Here is an 18,238-nt window from a genome sequence, read left to right as displayed (position 1 = left end):
CCTCTTGTTGCGCCGGGGTCAATAAACTTGGCCGGGAGGGCTTGGGACTCTCATCTTTTCGTTGCAAAATACGAACTCCTGTCTGTTATTGCAATACTTTACTATATTCAACGACAATGCGACGCGTGTTAGAACGTTAACTGAACCGGTATGTAACATGCGCACAATTGAAGCGAATAGTCATGCCATTATCAGACTAGTAAGATATACTCTCAAGCAATAATTAATCTAGCAGTAAAGAAAGTACAAAAAGTGGCCGCCACAAGGCGCCGATGAATGTTGTAAGGGTCGAGGTTTTCGTGTTTTTACTGGCGGTGGTGCTCTATTTTCTGCTGGCTTGCCTGATCAGCTGGCTGGTGCTGTTTCCGGCCGGGCGCGCGTATGTGCTGCTACGGGCCGCGCAAGCCGAGTCGGCGCTGCAGCGGCGTTTCGCCGGCATGAAACGCCGGCAGACCGCAGGCGTCGAGGTGTTGCGCCAGTCCGGCGCGGCCTCGACCCAGGGCCTGGTTGCGTTCGCGAAACGTCATTACCTGCTGTGCCTGGCCGGACTCGCTCTGCTCAGCTTGCCGCCCACCTTGGCTTTCCTGGCGAGCGGCAAGAACATGTTGGGCGCCTACGACGTTTCGACGCGCGAGGTCAACACTCAGGTGGCGGGATTGCTGCAGGGCGAAGAGCTGGTGCCGCCGGTGGCGCTGCCGCCGACCGTGTTTGCCACGGCTGAAATCGAACGCGAGCGCCCGATGCTGGTCTCGGCCAGCCGTAACTGGACTCTGATGGACCAGGAATATACCCAGCGCTTGTTAATGGTATTTAAGATCATGAAAGAGCAGCACGGTTATGATATGGCCATCCTGGAGGGTTACCGCAGTCCGGAGCGCCAGAATATGTTGGCTGGCATGGGCAGCAACGTCACCAATGCCGCCGCCTTCCAGAGCTGGCACCAGTATGGCCTGGCCGCCGATTGCGCCTTCCTGCGCGACGGCAAGCTAGTGATCTCGGAAAAAGATCCGTGGGCGATGCGCGGATACGAACTGTACGGCCAGGTGGCCGAATCGGTCGGCCTGACGTGGGGCGGCCGCTGGAAAATGATGGACTTCGGGCACACCGAGTTGCGCGTGCCCGGCGTGATGAAACGAAAAGGTTAGGGAGACAAGATGGCTGGTCCGGTGATACGGTTGGGAGACAAAACGTCGCACGGCGGCGTGGTGGTGAGCGCCTCGCTATTAAGCGACAGCGGCGGCGTTCCGATCGCGCGCGTGGGTGACATGGTGGTGTGCCCGATTCCCGGCCACACGCCCGGCGTGATCGTCAGCGGCGATTCGACCATGATTGTCGACGGTATGCCGGTCGCGCGTGACGGCGACAAAACCAGTTGCGGCGCCAGCCTGATCGCCAGCCAGCAAGCCACCACGGACCAGGTCTAGACGCATGCAAAGTATTCAAATGGACGGGCGCCGCTGATGCGCCCCTGGCTCAGTCGTAGCCTGATCGTCGCCGCCACCTTCGCCGCCTGCTGGCTGGGCGCGGTGTGGTATTGGCGCGAGACGCGGCGCATGCCGGGCACGGACGATCTGGTGATCTATCTGTTGCTGTTGCCGCTGCTGCTGTTGCTGCTGGTGTGGGGCGGACGCAAGCTGCTGGCCGCCGGCGCCGCGTCGGCCAGTGCCGCCGCTGCCGCCACCAACGAGCAGAACGCGACGCAACCCGTCCCGGTGGCGGCGCCTGTCGCCGCGCTGACCGTACTGGCCGGCGCGCTGCGCATGCCACATGGCGACAGCGCCACACGTCTGGCCGACGCCCTGTTGTCGCGCAAGGCCCACCTTGGCCTCGATCCGGAACTGGTCGACGAGAGCGGCTACCCGATCCTCAGCGGCCGGGTCGACGACGTTGACGTCGCCGCCCAGCAAGACCTCATGGCCGACTGGCTGGCCGCGCATCATCCGGATACCAACTTCACCGACGAACAATGGCGCGCGTTGGCACTTGGCAGCGCCGTCGCCATCGACCTGGCGTCCCAACTCGGCCCCCACCCGAACCTGCCTTCCTACCTGGACGCGGTGGCCGACGGCAAACCATTGCCGCCGCTGCCCGCCCTGCATGTCATAACCCTGCTGCCGGCCGAGTGGTCAGACGCCGAGCGGGCCGCCGCGTCCGGTTGGCTGCGCTACATCGTGGCCCGCCACGGCTGGCCTGAAGCCCGTCTGGCGGCGCCGCTGCTGGCCGCCCACGCCCAGCCGGCGCTGCAGTTGATCCGGCAACTGAGCGCCCAGGCGCGGCAGGAGGAGCAACCGTTGCTGTGCCTGGTGCTGGCGTGCGGCTCGCGCATCGGCACGGCCAGCGTGCAGGACTGGGCCGACCAATTTATCCTGTTCGGCAGCAACCATCCACAAGGACGCATCCCGGGAGAAGGCGCGGCCGGCCTGTTGCTGGCGGACGCCGCCCAGGGCGCGATGTTCGATGCCGCCGACGCCGCGCTGCTCTATCCCGCCAGCAGCGCGCTGCGCGCCGCCTCGGCCGACCTCAAGCCGCGCGGCGACACCGGCCTGCTGGCAGAGCTGGCGACGCAGGCGATCGCCAAGGCCGGCGTGAACGCCGCCGACATCGCCGTGCTGACCGCCGACAGCGACCAGCGCGTCAGCCGCATGACAGAACTGCTCGGCATGGCCAGCGCCACCCTGCCCGAACTCGATCTGGGCAGCCAGGTGCTGTCCGTCGCCGCCGGCTGCGGCGACGCCGGCGCCGTCTCGACCATCGCCGCGCTGGTGCTGGCGCAGCAGCAGGTCAGGGACGGCCATGGCCCGGCGCTGTGCGTGACCAATCTCGATCCTTTCCACCGTGGCGCCGTACTGCTGACGGCGCAAGCCGCCCCGACAGAGACGACCACGGCATGAACCCTTTTACTCAACCCATGTACGCCTTAGCCCTTTAGCCCCACTATGATGCAACGATTCTGGCACTTTCTCACCGCTCGTTTCAGCCTGGCCGTGATCGGCTTCGCGGCCTTTGCCGCCGCGCTGCTGATCGCCGCCGCCGTGTTCGAGATTTCCTTTAAATGGGTATTGATCGTGCTATTGGCCGCGCTGCTGCTGTACGGCGCCGTCTGGCTGTTCAAGCGCTACCGCCGCCAGCGCTCCGGCGCCGCCTTTGGCGGCATGCTCGAGCAGCAAACCGGCGCCTCCAAGGCGGACGCCGCCCAGCGCGAAGAGAACGAGGCGCTGCGCAAGCGCATGATGGACGCCATCGGCACCATCAAGACCTCCAAGCTGGGCCAGCTATCGGGCGACGCCGCGCTGTATGAGCTGCCGTGGTACATGGTGATCGGCAATCCGGCCGCCGGCAAGAGCACCGCCATCGCCAGTTCGGGCTTGCAGTTCCCCTTCGCCGACAGCAAGATCGTCCAGGGCGTGGGCGGCACCCGCAATTGCGACTGGTTCTTCACCACCGACGGCATCCTGCTCGACACCGCCGGCCGCTACTCGGTCGGTGAAGAGGACCGTGGAGAATGGCTCGGCTTCCTCGGCCTGCTGAAGAAATACCGCAAGCGCGCGCCGATCAACGGCATCATCATCGCCGTCAGCGTTGCCGAGCTGACCGGCAGCCGTCCCGAGTTCGCCATCAACCTGGCCAAGAACCTGCGCCAGCGCGTCCAGGAACTCACCGAAAAGCTCGAAGTGCACGCGCCGGTCTACGTGGTGTTCACCAAGGCCGACTTGATCACCGGTTTTAACGAATTCTTCCAGGACGCCGAACGCGGCGAGCGCGATAAAGTATGGGGCGCCACCCTGCCCTATAGCCAGACCAGCTCCAAGCAGGACGTGCTGGAGCAGTTCGACCAGCGCTTCGACGAGCTGTACGACGGCCTCAAGGACCTGAGCCTGGCCAACATGGCCCTGCAGTGGCGCGAACGCATGCCGCCAGGCGTGTTCACCTTCCCGCTGGAATTCAGCTCGATCAAGGGGCCGCTGCGCACCTTCATCGCCACACTGTTCGAAGAAAATCCGTTCCAGTTCAAGCCGGTGTTCCGCGGCTTCTACTTCACCAGCGCGTTGCAGGAAGGCGAATCCGTTTCGGCTTCGTCCGAGCGCGTCGCCCACCGCTTCGACCTGCAGATGCTGCCGACGGCGCAGTCCGAGGTGCACGACCAGCACGGCTACTTCCTGCTCAACCTGTTCCGCAAGGTGATTTTCGCCGACAAGGATCTGGTGGCGCAGTACGCCAGCCCGGCCAAGACCCGCATGCGCTACGCCACCTTCTTCGGCGCCATGGCGCTGGTCGGCCTGGCGCTGGGCGGCTGGAGCTGGTCCTACCTGGCCAACCGCCAGCTGGTCAACAACGTCCAGGCCGATCTGGCGCAAGCGGTCAAGGTGCAGGAAAAACGCCTGGACCTGGCCTCGCGCTTCGAGGCGCTGGAAATCCTGCAAGACCGCATCGAGCAGCTGGAATCCTATCGGACCGACCGTCCGCTGTCGCTCAGCCTGGGCCTCTACCAGGGCGAGTTCCTGGAGCGCAAGCTGCGGGAGGAATACTTCTCCGGCCTGAAGGAAGTGATGCTGAAACCGGTCGGCCAATCGATCGAAGCCTTCCTGGGCGAAGTCAACAGCGGCGCCGACAAGCTGGAACCGATGTCGCGTCCGCCGCAATCGGGCGCCATCAACGCCGCCGCCACCGCGCCGGTGGCTGGCGCCGCCGGTGCCACTCCGGCAGCGGGCGCGGTCCTGCCTGCCGTCGCTCCTGGCGCCGCCCCGGGCGCGTTGCCCGGCACCGTCGCGCTGTCGCCAGCGGCCGCCGTCAATTTCGGTGCGCTGCAATTCAAGGACGCCAACCCGGCGAACGTCGAGGACGCCTACAACGCACTCAAGACCTATCTGATGCTGACCGACAAATCCCGCGCCGAGGCCAGCCACCTGAACGACCAGCTGACCCGCTTCTGGCGCGTATGGCTCGACAGCAACCGCGGCACCATGCCGCGCGAGCAAATGATCCGCAGCGCCGAGCGCATGATCTCGTTCTACCTGAGCCAGATGAGCGACCCGTCGTGGCCGACCATCGAACCGAAGCTGGCCCTGGTCGACCAGAGCCGCGACAACCTGCGCAAAGTGGTGCGCGGCCTGCCGGCGCGCGAACGCGTGTACGCCGACGTCAAGGCGCGCGCCGCCACCCGCTTCCCGTCGATGACGGTGGCCCGCATTGTCGGCGAGCAGGACAAGGAACTGGTGGTTGGCAGCTACGCCATTCCGGGTACGTTCACGCGCGAGGCATGGGACAAGTTCATCCAGGAAGCCTTCCGCGACGCCGCCAACCGCGAGCTGCAGAGCTCGGACTGGGTGCTGAAAACCGCCGCCAAAGACGATTTGACCCTGGAAGGCAGCCCGGAACAGATCCAGAAGGCGCTTGTCGAGCTGTACAAAAACGACTACGCCAAGGAATGGCAGAAGTTCATCCAGGGCGTCAGCATCCGCGAACTGAACGGCTTCGACCAGGCCGCCAGCGCGATGAACCGCCTGGGCGATCCGCAAGCGTCGCCGATCGACAAGCTGATCAAGACCGTCTACGAACAAACCTCGTGGGACAACCCGTCGCTGATCGACGCCGGCCTGCAGCGCGCCCAGCGCGGCGTGGTCGAGTGGTTCAAGCAAACCATCCTGCGCCAGAAGCCGTCCGGCATCGACGTCAACATCAACACCAGCGCCGCTCCAGGCGCCGCGCCTATCCCGATGGGCCCGGTTGGACGCGAGTTCTCCGGCGTTGCCAAGCTGGTCGTCAGCAAGGACAAGGGCGCGACGCTGATGGGTGGCTACATGGACGCGCTGTCCAAGTTGCGCGGCCGCTTCAACCAGATCAAGAACCAGGGCGATACCGGACCGGGCGCCAAACAGTTCATGCAGCAGACGCTGGACGGCGCCGGCTCCGAGCTGGCCGAAGCGCTCAAATACGTCGACGAGCAAATGCTGGTGGGCATGACCGACCAGCAACGCCAGGCCATCCGTCCGCTGCTGGTGCGTCCGCTGATGCAGACCTTCGCGGTTATCGTGCGTCCGACCGAGACCGAGATCAACAAGGTCTGGACCGCGCAGGTGCTTGAACCGTTCAACCGCAGCCTGGCGCTCAAGTACCCGTTCGCGCCGGAATCGAAGCAGGAAGCGACCGACGCCGAGATCGGCCAGATGTTCGGGCCGGACGGCGCCATCGCCAAGTACTTCAACACCACCATCGGACCGTTGGTGGTGCGCCGTGGCGACACCCTCAGCGCCAAGACCTGGGCCAATATGGGCATCAACCTGGCGCCCGGCGTGGTCAACAGCTTCCCAAGCTGGGTGGCGCCATTGTCGGCCGGCGGCGTGGCCGCCCAGGCCGGCGCGTCCGAGTCGCAGACGCGCTTCGACGTCCAGGCGCTGGGCGCGACCGGCGCCACCGAGTTCACCATCGAGATCGATGGCCAGGCGCTGCGCTGGCGCGGCCAGCCGCAGCCGTTCGTGCACATGGTGTGGCCGAATCCGCAAGGCACGCCCGGCTCGCGCATCACCGCCATTACGCCGGAGGGCCGCACCGTTGTGCTGCTTAACGAGCCGGGCCACTTCGGCCTGAAGAAGATGATCGACGCCGCCAAGCGCACCCGCAAGGATACCGGCGTGTTCGAGCTGAGCTGGGAGAACAGCAACGTCGTCGTGCGCGCCAACCTGAAGATCGTTGGCACCACGCAGCCGGCGCCAGCGCCCGCGCCGCAACCGGGTTCCGCCGCAGGCTTCCGCCGCATGCGCCTGCCGGAAATCATCACCGCGCCGGCGCCGGTCGCCGCAGCCGCAGCACCTGTCGCCCCGGCCCCAGCCGCAGCACCGGCGGCAGCCGCGCCGGCGGCGGCGCCGGCCGCACCAAGGAGCCAGCCATGAGCCGTGCCACCCCGATCTCCATCGGTTACTTCGGCAAGATTCCCAGCCGGGGGGACTTCGTCAAGGCCAGCGAGAATCCGGCCCTGATCAACATCCTTGACGCCTGGCTGGCCCAGGCGATGGACTTGCTGAGCGCAGACACCCGCTGGAAGCTGACCTACGATGCGCTCGCGCCGCTGCATTTTGCCTTCATCGGCCCGCGCCGTGGTCGCGCCATCGCCGGCCACATCGTTGCCAGCAGCGACCAGTCGAAACGGCGCTTCCCGTTCCTCATGATGAGCACGATGGACGTGGAAGACCCGTCCGGCTTCGTGCCCAACAGCCCGCTGGTGCTGTCGCGCCTGTGGAACCGCCTCGAATCGCTCAGCGCCGGCGTGCTTGCCGCGCCGGAGCCGGCCGGCGCGCTGCAGGCCGCCGCCGCCAGCATCATCGAGCTGGACCTGCGCAGCGCCGCCTACGAGGCGGCCTTCACCGACTTCCTCGACCTGCAAACGGTCGGCGGGCTGGACGCCATGCTGGCGCAGACCGGCTTCCCCGGTTCGGTGCGGCAAGTGCTGCTCGCGCTTGGCCTGCTGCTGCAGCCGGTCATGGCCAGCAGCTCTAGCCGCCTGGAAAAAAGCCTGGTGTTGCCGCTGCCGGCCGATCCGATGTACCGCAACCTGGTCGGCGCGTTCTGGATGCACCTGATCACACCGTTCCTGATGCGCGCCGACTTCGAGCTGTCGCTGTTCACCACCCGCCTGGGCGGCCGTCCGGCGCTGGTGCTGGGCTTTAGCGGCGCCTCGGCGCTGACCCTGCAAGCCATCATGGACCCGCAGGCCGGCCTCGAACACCACATCGCCTTTGACGAACTCGACTGGGTCGAGGAACAGGTCGACGCCGACTACGCGATCAAAAAGGTCTCGACCTATCTGGCCCAGCCCAACCTTTCACTCAAATCGGCCTGCGACTCCGTGCGCGCGGCCTTTATCGGAACCTGATCATGCGTTTTATCCGGACAGCTGTATCTATTAGTCTCACCGCCGCCCTGGCCGGGATTTCCGGCATGGCTGCCGCGCAGGCGGTGCCGGCGGCCGCCACGCCCCAGCCCGGTCAGGTGCTGGCCAGCGGCACCGTGCCCGACGAAGCCACCAAGGCCGGCGTGCTGGCGCGCCTGCGCGAAGTCTACGGCGCCGACAAGGTGGTCGACCAGATCGCCGTCGGCCAGGTGGCGCAGCCGGCCAACTGGAACGCCTACGTGCAAAAACTGATCACGCCCAACCTCAAGCAGATCAGCCGGGGCCAGCTCAAGATCGACGGCAGCACCGTCAGCGTGCGCGGCGAGGTGGCCAACGAGGCGCAGCGGCAAAAAATCGCCAGCGACTTCGCCACCAGCCTCAATCCGACCTATGTGGTCAACAACGGCCTGCGCGTGTCGGCCGCCGAGCAGAACATCCTCGACAACACGCTGGGCAACCGCATCGTCGAATTTGAAAGCGGCAAGGCGACGTTGACGCCGGTCGGCCAGGCCATCCTCGACCAGATGGGCGCGGCAATGCAAAAGCTGCAAGGGCGCAAGGTGGAAATCATCGGCCACACCGACAACCAGGGCCTGAAGGCCAGCAACCAGAACTTGAGCCAGGCGCGCGCCGAAGCGGTCAAGACCTATCTGACCGGCAAGGGCCTCAACGGCGACATGCTGACCGCATCGGGCCAGGGTTCGGACCGGCCGATCGCCAGCAACGACACGCCGGACGGTCGCGCCCGCAACCGCCGCATCGAGTTCCGCATCGCCCAGTAACAATGGGCTACAAGATGGCTCACCACATTCAAAGGTAACGTATGTTTTCAGCAGAACAATTGCTTGCCCCGATCAGTCCTGGCGCGCCCAGCGGCCAAGACCTGTCGTTCGCGCCGGACCTGGACGCCATCGCCCAAGCGCGCCGTTTCGACGATCCGTCGCTCGACCAGGGCGAATGGGTAACCGAGTTGAAGGAGGCCGACTGGGACTTCGTCGTGCGCCGCTGCGCCGCCTTGTTGCAGGAAAAGAGCAAGGACTTGCGCCTGGCCGTGTGGTTGACCGAGGCCGGCGCCAAGACGGTCGGCCTGCGGGGTTTGGGCGAAGGTTTCAAGGTATTGGCCGGCTTGTGCCGTGACTTCTGGGACCAGGGTTTGTATCCCGAGTCCGACGGCGACGATCACGACCAGCGCATCGGCAACCTGAGCTGGATACTGGGACGGGTGCCGGCGCTGCTGCGGGAAATCCCGCTGACCGAAGGCCGCGGCAACGCGTACTCGACGATCGATTTCGAAACGGCGCGCAAGCTGGCCACCGCGACCAATAACAACAGCTCGTCCGGCAATCCGGGCGCCAAGCTGGCAGAGATGGAAACGGCGCGCAGAAATAATTCGGCGCAGTTTGTCACGGCGTTCGCGGCCGATGCGCAAATGTGTCTGGATGCATTGAAGGAACTGGAAGTGGTCGCCGACGAGCGGCTGGGGCCGGACAGCCCGGGCTTCTCGACCGCGCGCGAGGCGCTGCAATCCTTGCAGCGCATGATGCCGGCGCCTGCTGCCGGCGGTGGCGTGGCGGAGACGGAATTGGCGAATAACGGCTATGTGGGATCGGCGGCTGTCGATTTCACGCAGGAAGGTGGCCAGGTGGCCGCTCCCGCGCCGTCCGGTCCACCAGGTGCGATCCAGACGCGGGCGCAGGCTCTGGCGCAGTTGCGGGCGGTGGCGGCCTTCTTCCGCCGCACGGAGCCGCATAGCCCGGTATCGTATTTCGCCGACAAGGCGGCCGATGCCGGCGAGCAGTCGCTGCACGATTGGCTGAAGTCGGTGGTCAAGGACCCGGGTTCGATGGCGCACATCGAAGAGTTACTGGGTGTCAAACCCGCAGAATAAAGTCGCGTCGGCGCGTCCAGACCGGAGCCGCGCCGAACATCAAAGCATGGAAAAACGGGGCCGATTTGGCCCCGTTTACATTACTTGATGGTGTACTTGAACTGCCCCTTCTTGTCCGCGCTGACCTTGATTTTGGAGATCGTGCTGCCCTCCGCCATCTTGGCCAACACCGATTCGGCGACTTCCGGCAACAAGCTGCCATTCAGGATGTTGTCGACATTACGCGCGCCCGAATCCACCTCGGTGCAACGCGCCAGCACCGCTTCCACCAGCGCCTCGTCGTACGTCAACTCCGCCTTGTGGTTCTCAGCTATGCGACGCGCGATCTTGCCCAGCTTGAGCTCGATGATCTTGACCAGCACGTCATCCGCGATCGGATAGTACGGAATCACCTTCAAGCGTCCCAGGAAGGCCGGCTTGAACACCTTCATCAGATGCGGACGGATGGTCTGCTCCAGCTGCTCCGGCGTTGGCATATCCTTCGGCTCCTTGTTCAGGCAGGCCTGCATCATCGTGCTCGACGCCACGTTCGACGTCAAGATGATGATGGTGTTCTTGAAGTCGATCTCGCGGCCCTCGGCGTCGTCCATCACACCTTTGTCGAACACCTGGAAGAACAGCTCCATCACGTCCGGATGCGCCTTCTCGACCTCGTCGAGCAGCACCACGCTGTACGGATTGCGGCGCACGGCTTCGGTCAGCACGCCGCCTTCCCCGTAGCCCACATAGCCCGGCGGCGAGCCCTTCAGGCCCGACACGCTGTGCGCCTCTTGGTATTCGCTCATGTTGATCGTGATCAGCTTACGCTCGCCGCCGTACAGCACATCGGCCAGCGCCAGCGCGGTTTCGGTCTTGCCGATACCGGATGGGCCAACAAACAGGAACACGCCCTTCGGTTTATTCGGATCGTCCAGATTGGCGCGCGAGGTGCGCACGCGCTGCGCCACCGCTTCGATCGCATGCGGTTGACCCAGCACGCGCTCTTCCAGCATCTCATTGAGCTTAAGCACGGTCTTGATCTCGTCCTTGACCATCTTGCCCAGCGGGATGCCGGTCCAGCCGGCCACGATCTCGGCCACCACGTGGCCGTCGACCTGCACCGGCACCATCGGCGCCTCGCCCTGCAATGCTTTCAGTTCCTTGATCAGCGCCTGCACACCGGCCGCCGCGTTCTTGGCCGGCGCCTTGCCGTCGCCAGCACCAGCTCCGGCTGTCTCCAGTTCCAAACGCGCTGCCTTGATCTTCTCGGTCAGTCCCTTCTCCAGCTCCCAGCGCGCGGCCAACGTGCCGTGCTCGTCGCTGGCCTTGGCGCGCTCCGAGCGCAGTTCGGTCAGGCGCGCCGCGTGGCTGCCGCCGCCACTTTCCTCACGCGCCAGCGAGGCGATCTCGGCGTCGATGCGGTCCAGCTTTTTGACCAGGTTCTCGATCAGGGCCGGGGTCGCGTTCTGGCCCAGCGCCACTTTCGCGCAGGCGGTATCGAGCACGCTGATGGCCTTGTCGGGCAGCTGGCGTCCCATGATGTAGCGGTGCGACAGGCGTACCGCCTCGGTGATCGCCTCGTCGTACACGCGCACGTTGAAGTGCTTTTCCATCAGCGGCGCCATGCCGCGCAACATGGCGCAAGCCAGTTCCTCGCTCGGCTCCTCGATCTTGACGACTTGGAATCGGCGCGCCAGCGCGGCGTCTTTTTCAAAGTATTTCTTGTACTCGCCCCAAGTGGTGGCCGCGATGGTGCGCAGCTCGCCGCGCGCCAGCGCCGGTTTCAACAGGTTGGCCGCGTCGTTCTGGCCGGCCGTGCCGCCGGCGCCGATCATCGTGTGCGCCTCGTCGATGAACAGGATGATGGCGTGCGGACTTTTCTTGACCTCGTCGATGACGTTCTTCAAACGGTTCTCGAACTCGCCTTTGACGCTGGCGCCCGCTTGCAGCAGGCCCATGTCCAGCGTGTGGATCTCCACGCCCTTGAGGATATCAGGCACGTCGTCCTGCGAAATGCGCAGCGCCAGGCCCTCGACCACGGCGGTCTTGCCGACGCCGGCCTCGCCGGTGAGGATCGGGTTGTTCTGGCGGCGGCGCATCAGGATGTCGATCGCCTGGCGGATTTCCATGTCGCGCCCGATTACCGGATCGACCTTGCCGTCGCGCGCGCGCTGCGTCAGGTTGGTGGTGAACTGGTCCAGCGCGGGCGTCTTCGAGGCGGCTTTGCCGGCCAACTCGCCGACCGGGTCGCCACCGGCGTCCTGTTCGCCGGTCGGCACGTCCTCGCCGGCCGCCACCGCTTCCTGCGAGCCCTCGGTCAGATAGTCGAGCTTGTGCTTGATCTCGTCGACATTGAATTTATTAAACAGCTTGGAGCCGCGATAGGCCAGCTGCGCCAGTTCGCTGTCGGTCAGCAGCGCCTGCAGCAGGTGTCCGCTGCGGATGGTGCTCTGGCGTCCGGCCTGTATGTCGAGCGAGGCGATCAGCCAGGCGTGTTCAAACAGCTTCGGCAGGCGCTCGGAAAACACCGGCGTGCGCGTGTTGCCGGCCTTGAGGCGCGACACTTCGGTCTGCAGATCCGCTTCCAGCATCGGGATGCTGATGCCGCTCTTGCGGGCGATGATGACGAAGTCGCTCTTGGGCTGCTCCAGCAAAGCCAGGAACAGGTGTTCGAGGTCAACCTCGAATTGGCCCAGGCCCACGCAAATGCTGGCCGCGCGCGTGGCGGCGGTACGGCTGGTCTCGTTCAGCTTGCCGATCAGCGTCTTCAGATTAATGCTCATAGCGCGGTTTTCCTTGTTCGATTAAATGGGTTCGGTTGGCGGAATTCATTACAGCGTGTGGATTTCATAGCGCACATCGGCGCGGTCTTGCGGCTCGCCGGCGGTGATGAGGAAACTGTCCCAGCCCAGGCGGCCGCCGGCGCGCTCGTCGCTCAGGGTCACTCCCTCGACATCGGCAGCGCGCAGCACCAGTTGCACCTCGTATTCGAGGGACATGCCGGTGAGCATGGTCAGCATCTTTTCCAGTGCCTTGGCGGCCTTGCCGCCGGGCAGGAAGGCGTCGAAACTGGCGCGCGGCAGCGGGCCGACCGTCAGCAGCATGCGCAGGTCGCGCTGCCAGACCCGCTGGCCGACCAGTGCGCTGGTGCCCAGCTGGGCGTTGGCGCCGCCCAGCGCGCTCTGCTGGCCGGGCGGCACGTCGTACCAGGCACCGATGAATTGCGTCACCGCCACGCGCTGGCCGAAGTACTCGCTCAGCACGTGGCCAATCGACACCGACGACGCCGGCCGATGCCGCATGGCGGCGGCGAAATAGCCGATCGATTCGTCGAGCACGCCTTCGCCGCCATCGGATAGGCGGTGCTTGAGCGACTCGTTGCCGACGCCGGCCAGCGACAGCAACAGCGGCAGGAAGCGGTCCTTGCCGTCGATCTCATACTTCAGTTCCAGCCGGTACTTGCGCCACGATTCATAAAACAGCGCCAGCGCCCGATTGGAAAACGTATCCAGGAAAGCGCGCGGGCCTTCGTCCTTCTCGTACAGCGCGTGGGCGGCCACCCGCTCGGTGTAGTGCGCAGGCAAGGAGCCTGCCGTGCCGAGAAAGCCCATGAAGGCCGGCGTGATACGGATATATTTGAGCTCGCCATTGCGCAGCGCCTCGCCCAGCGCGACGCTGTCGCGGCCGATCTCGCGCGGCTCGGGCTGCATCGCCTCGAGCTGGCTGGCCGGAAAGTTCAGCGACAACGAATTCTGGAAGCGCAGGAAGCTGGCCACCGCCTGGTCGTGCGGCAGGCCGTTGCGCTTGAGCCATAGCTCGAGCATCCGCACCGCCTGGAAGAACTGGAAGCGGTACGGCTGCTCGAACAGGCGCTCGATTACACTAGGTTCAAATCGCCGCTTCGTGGTGTGCATCGCAACAGCTCCTCCCCTGATTTCCTGGATACGACCACAAGTTGAGTGAAGCTGTTGGCGTGCACATACAGGCCGAGGAAGCGTTCGATGATATGGGTGAAGGCGTGGATGCCGCTACCGACGAAGGCTTCCTCGTCGATGGTGATGCTGACCTCGGTGCCGCGCACCAGACAGGCGAACGGATTGCCCGGCAGCCAGTGGTTGGCGGCCTTGCTGTCGATCGCGTGGATGCCGCGGATCTGGCGCTGCGACGTCGGCGAGCGCGGCAGGTCGTACAGCGTCAGCATTTCCTGGAAGGCGTCGACGCCGCTGCCGGCCAGCGACAGATGGTTGAGCGACAGGTGCGAGATCAGGCGCCAGTGGGCGCCACGGCCACGCTCGAACCGGTGGGAGTCGGTCGGCCGGCGCAGGAAAGTGATGCTGCGCACGCTCGATCCGCCCTCGAGGAACAGGTCGCCGCCGCGCATGCCGTAAGTGAGTGACGCCGGCAGGTCGCGGTTGGTGCAGGTCAGCTCCAGGCTCAAGGTGTCGGTCTCGATGGCGGCCGGATCGAAGTCGATGTCGACGATCGCAATTTCCGTTTCGTAGCCGGGGCTCTTGCGGGCGATGACCTCGTCGCGGCGCATCACCCAGTAGTGGCCGTTCTTTTCCGGCGTTTCGCCATGGCGCAGCGAATAAAACGGCCGGAACTCGATGACCGATTCGCCTTGCGGAGTCTGCCGCACCAGCTTGACCGAGTCGATCGATTGCACCTCGAACGCGTAGGCGCGGCGGGCGTCGGCCAGCACCGGATAGCTGGCGGTGGTATGGGTCACGCGGATCGGCTCGCCGCGCTGGCGGAACAGGTTCACGACCGGCGTGCAGCCCAGCAGCAGGTTGTTGGTCGACATCGTGCCGAGCATGCGCGCGGTGTTCGAGTCGGTGCGCAGGCCGCTCATGCCCAGGTGCAGCGTAAAGCGCTTGCAGCCGGCCGGCAGCGACACGCCGATGGCCGACAGGTCGATGTCGATGAAATTGAATTTTTCCGGGAAACAGAAATACTCGGTCAGCAGCCGGTAGGCCGGATGCGAGCGGGCCGAGAACGGGATCAGCGATTCGTCCTCGTCGAAACCGGCCGGCCACACCGGCACCGCCGCCAGCGGCGTCCAGCGGCCGTTTTGGTCGGGCTCGACCCAGGCCTTGACGGTGCGCAGGAACAGCGCGTCGCGCAGCGCGGCGCAGAACGACGGTTCGCCGTCGATGAACACGCGCAGCATTTTGATGCCCAGCTGCGACAGAACAACCTGCGCGGCCGTGGTTTCGATGGTGATGCTGACGCCGGAGGTGACGTTCGGCGGCAACATCACCGCCTCGGGCGCATCGATAATGGCGGCAAACGCCGCGTGCGACAGCGCGATCGGCGCCACCGTCACCGGATAGGTGGTGCGGAAAGTGCACGCGACGCCCTTCACGGGACGCGTGTCGAGCTCGGTGCCACGGGCGATCTCGGTGGCCGTGGTCAGCTGCGCGGCGGCGGCGCTGTAGTCCATGCGCGCGATCGAGCACGACGGGAACGGCCGCAGGTAGTGCGGATACAGCACCTCGAACAGCGCCTCGGTGAATTCGGGGTAGTCGTCGTCGAGCCGCTTGGAGATGCGCGAGTTGAGCAGCGCGAACGACTGGATCATGCGTTCGATGTGCGGGTCTTCGCAGACCTCGCCGCCCATCAACAGGCGGCCGGCGATTTTAGGATAGCGCTCGGAGAATTCACGCGAATAGCGGCGCAGAAATCCCAGCTCCCGTTCGTAGTACGGTAACAGTTCTTCCAAGTCAGACTCCCGGCGACGCCAGACGGCGCGCCTTGCTAATGGTGTAATGCAGGCTCGACGGCTGCAGGACGGCGTCGAAGTTGACCGGCTCTTGCGCCGCATGCACCACCAGCAACGCGGTGATGGCGAAAGTGAGGCGGTTGATCGTGCCTTCCTGGATCTCGAGCGAGGCGCGCACGTTGCGCAGGCGCGGCTCGTGACGGGCGATGGCTTTTTCCAGGCAGGTGCAGATATACGCGCGGTCGTCGGCGCTCGACAGGCTGAGGCCGGCAAAATCGTTGAGGCCGTAGGTCAGGACCGAGCGGCCGCATTCGGGGAATTTTTTGATCAGCTCTTCACTGATGACGGTGCGCGTGTTGAGCAGCGCTTCGAGGTCGCGGGCGACGGTGTCCTTCAAGTCCTCGATCGTCAGCCTGGACACGGTGGCGCTGGTGGCGCCGTGGACAGGCGTGTCCATCAGGCGGTCGAACAGTCCCGGCGAAAAACCCTTCATGTGTATCCTGAATAAAGATGTGAAAACCCAATGATGGCGGCCGCCGCCGCGTCGGGCGGCGGCGGTTGCCACAATAATCCAGCTTCGCGCCGGCCCCCTACCCGTTCGCGGCGGCATAAGCCGCCGCAAGGGAACCTGGCGCGATGGCGAACGGAGCGCGGCGAGCGTCATGGCGCACGCGCGTCGTCCCGGTCGCCGGCGTCAACTTCGCGGCGCCCCGACGCCGCCGCGAAGTCCACCGCGTGTGCTTAGGCCGTCTTGTTGGCCGACAGATCCCAACCACCCGAGGTGTTGCCGCCCGAACCGCCGCCGATCTTCTGCTGGGTGTACTTCCACTTGACTTTCGAGTACTTGATCGACACGTTCTCGGACAGGATGTCGCCCGGCTGCACTTGCGGTGCGACGCTGCTGATCAGGACGTTTTCCAGTTCGATTTCGAAGTACTTGATGCGCTCGCCCTGGCCGTCAGCGCGCAGGAACTCGAACTTCGCCTTCGGAATGGTTTTACCCGACGAGCACGTCTGCAGCAGCAGCGGCGTGGCCAGGTCGGCCAGCTTGGCGATCACGATGTCCTTGTGCTCGGTGCGCTCTGCGGTGTGGCCGCCGGCCGACGATGCGGTCGCCGACTTTGGTTGCAGCACTTCCCAATGGACCGACTTGCACTCGATCCAATCTTTGTGGGTGCTGTCGGCGGATTCGCCTTTGATGCCGTCGATTTGCAGATATACGTCGATTGCCATGGTATTCCTTTCGGTTTTGGATTAAAAAACTACAGTTAAGAACTTAAGACTTGGTCGATTGAGGCAGCTCCGCGACCAGACGGAGTGAAACGGACAGCTCGTCGAGCTGGAAGTGCGGACGCAGGAACGACACGGCGCGGTACACGCCCGGACGTCCCGGCACTTCGGATACTTGCACCGACGCTTCGCGCAGCGGGAACTGGGCTTTCTGTTCCTGGCTGGCGTTGTCGTCGAGTAGCACGTATTGGGTCAACCAACGGTTGAGGAAGTCCTCGACGTTGGAGGCGGCGGCGAAGCTGCCGATCTTGTCGCGCATCATCGCCTTCATGTAGTGGGCGATGCGCGAGACGGCGAAAATGTATTGCAGCTGGGCCGACAACACGGCGTTGGCGTTGGCCGCGTCGGTGTTGTACTTCTTGGCCTTCTGCGTCGACTGCGCGCCGAAGAAGGCGGCGTAGTCGGTGTTCTTGCAATGCACCAGCGAGATGAAGCCGAGGTCGCTCAACTCTTTCTCGCGGCGGTCGGTGATGGCGATCTCGGTCGGGCACTTGAGCGCCACTTCGCCTTCGTCGGTCTTGAAGGTGTGGGTCGGCAGGTCTTCGACCAGGCCGCCCCCTTCGACGCCGCGGATGGCGGCGCACCAGCCGTAGTCCTCGAACGCGTTGGTCAGCTTGGTGCCGAAAGCGTAGGCGGCGTTACACCACAGATATTTCTGATGGTCGGTGCCGTCGACGTCCTCGACGAAGTTGAAGCCCTCGACGGTGGTGCCGTCGGCCGGGTTGAACGGCTGGCGGCCCAGGAAGCGTGGCAAGGTCAGGCCGACATAGCGCGAATCCTCGGACTCGCGGAACGATTTCCACTTGGCGTATTCGACGGTGTCGAACACCTTCGACAGGTCGCGCGGCTTGCCCAGGTCGCTGTAGGTCTCCAGGCCGAACAGTTCCGGCGAGGCGGCCGAGATGAACGGCGCGTGCGAGGCGGCGGCCACGTGCGACATCTGCTCGATGAAGTACATGTCTTCCGGCTGGCGGGTGATTTCGAAGTCGCCGATCAGCGAGCCGAACGGCGCACCGCCGAACGTGCCGAACTCTTCCTCGTAGACCTTCTTGAACATGGTCGACTGGTCGAACTCGAGCGCGCTCTGGAAATCTTTGACCAATTCCTTCTTGGTCGCGTTGAGCATCTTGATCTTGAGGTTCTGGCCGGTCGAGGAATTGCGCACCAGATAGTTCAGGCCGGTCCAGCTCGATTCGAGCTTCTGGAATTCCGGCGCGTGCATGATGGCGCTGAGCTGTCGGGAGATCAGGCTGTCAAGCTCGGCCACGCGGGCGTCGATGGTGGCGGCCAGGTTGTCCGACACCACGACGGTGCCGTCCATGACTTGGCTGACCAGCTCGGAAATGATGTCCTTGGCGCGGGCGTGCTCGACGCTGGACTTGGCGACCTTGCTTTGCTCAACGATCTGGTCGAGCAGGGCCAGCTCGGTGGTGGCCGCGCCGGCCGACGATGGGGAAGTTTGGACTGACATGGC

General features: G+C 64.7%; 13 protein-coding genes. 7 read left to right on the top strand and 6 right to left on the bottom strand.

Going from position 1 to position 18,238, the window contains the following annotated elements:
* The first annotated feature begins 272 nt into the window (after positions 1-272).
* From ACZ0BA_RS07035 to tssA, 7 genes are read left to right on the top strand one after another with little or no spacing between them, the layout of a single operon-like run.
* Entirely contained in the window at positions 273-1,145 is an 873-nt protein-coding gene (locus ACZ0BA_RS07035) for a M15 family metallopeptidase (protein WP_463450609.1), read from the top strand.
* 9 nt (positions 1,146-1,154) lie between these two features.
* Positions 1,155-1,424, top strand: a complete 270-nt coding sequence (locus ACZ0BA_RS07030) for a PAAR domain-containing protein (RefSeq protein ID WP_463450608.1) — start codon at positions 1,155-1,157, stop codon at positions 1,422-1,424.
* A gap of 36 nt (positions 1,425-1,460) precedes the next feature.
* Positions 1,461-2,891, top strand: a complete 1,431-nt coding sequence (locus ACZ0BA_RS07025; protein ID WP_463450607.1) for a hypothetical protein — start codon at positions 1,461-1,463, stop codon at positions 2,889-2,891.
* A gap of 48 nt (positions 2,892-2,939) precedes the next feature.
* Complete coding sequence (tssM, locus tag ACZ0BA_RS07020) at positions 2,940-6,887, top strand: type VI secretion system membrane subunit TssM (RefSeq protein WP_463454718.1); 3,948 nt, start codon at positions 2,940-2,942, stop codon at positions 6,885-6,887.
* Positions 6,884-7,867: a type VI secretion system-associated protein TagF gene (gene tagF, locus ACZ0BA_RS07015; RefSeq protein ID WP_463450606.1), complete on the top strand. Its 984-nt coding sequence runs from the start codon at positions 6,884-6,886 to the stop codon at positions 7,865-7,867. Before tssM ends, tagF begins: the two co-directional genes overlap by 4 nt.
* A gap of 2 nt (positions 7,868-7,869) precedes the next feature.
* Positions 7,870-8,667 carry an OmpA family protein gene (locus tag ACZ0BA_RS07010; protein ID WP_463450605.1) on the top strand — a complete coding sequence of 266 codons (798 nt, stop codon included), beginning with the start codon at positions 7,870-7,872 and terminating at the stop codon, positions 8,665-8,667.
* Between the two features lie 41 nt (positions 8,668-8,708).
* Entirely contained in the window at positions 8,709-9,773 is a 1,065-nt protein-coding gene (gene tssA, locus ACZ0BA_RS07005) for a type VI secretion system protein TssA (RefSeq protein WP_463450604.1), read from the top strand.
* A gap of 80 nt (positions 9,774-9,853) precedes the next feature.
* Here tssA and tssH read toward each other — a convergent pair whose 3' ends face one another.
* From tssH to tssC, 6 genes are all read right to left on the bottom strand, one after another.
* On the bottom strand, positions 9,854-12,535 hold the full coding sequence (gene tssH, locus ACZ0BA_RS07000) for a type VI secretion system ATPase TssH (protein ID WP_463450603.1): 2,682 nt from the start codon (positions 12,533-12,535) through the stop codon (positions 9,854-9,856).
* A gap of 48 nt (positions 12,536-12,583) precedes the next feature.
* Positions 12,584-13,666: a type VI secretion system baseplate subunit TssG gene (gene tssG, locus ACZ0BA_RS06995; protein ID WP_463450602.1), complete on the bottom strand. Its 1,083-nt coding sequence runs from the start codon at positions 13,664-13,666 to the stop codon at positions 12,584-12,586.
* Complete coding sequence (gene tssF, locus ACZ0BA_RS06990) at positions 13,630-15,474, bottom strand: type VI secretion system baseplate subunit TssF (protein WP_463450601.1); 1,845 nt, start codon at positions 15,472-15,474, stop codon at positions 13,630-13,632. Before tssF ends, tssG begins: the two co-directional genes overlap by 37 nt.
* Before the next feature lies 1 nt (position 15,475).
* A complete protein-coding gene (tssE, locus tag ACZ0BA_RS06985) occupies positions 15,476-15,967 on the bottom strand; it encodes a type VI secretion system baseplate subunit TssE (RefSeq protein WP_463450600.1) in 492 nt (163 codons plus the stop codon).
* A gap of 248 nt (positions 15,968-16,215) precedes the next feature.
* Complete coding sequence (locus ACZ0BA_RS06980; RefSeq protein ID WP_463450599.1) at positions 16,216-16,707, bottom strand: Hcp family type VI secretion system effector; 492 nt, start codon at positions 16,705-16,707, stop codon at positions 16,216-16,218.
* 43 nt (positions 16,708-16,750) lie between these two features.
* On the bottom strand, positions 16,751-18,235 hold the full coding sequence (gene tssC, locus ACZ0BA_RS06975) for a type VI secretion system contractile sheath large subunit (protein WP_463450598.1): 1,485 nt from the start codon (positions 18,233-18,235) through the stop codon (positions 16,751-16,753).
* Positions 18,236-18,238: the final 3 nt, after the last annotated feature.

It is taken from the genome of Duganella sp. AC917 (assembly GCF_979258245.1).
The sequence above is the reverse complement of the archived record's forward strand: the minus strand, read 5'-3'. Positions and strand labels throughout refer to the sequence as shown.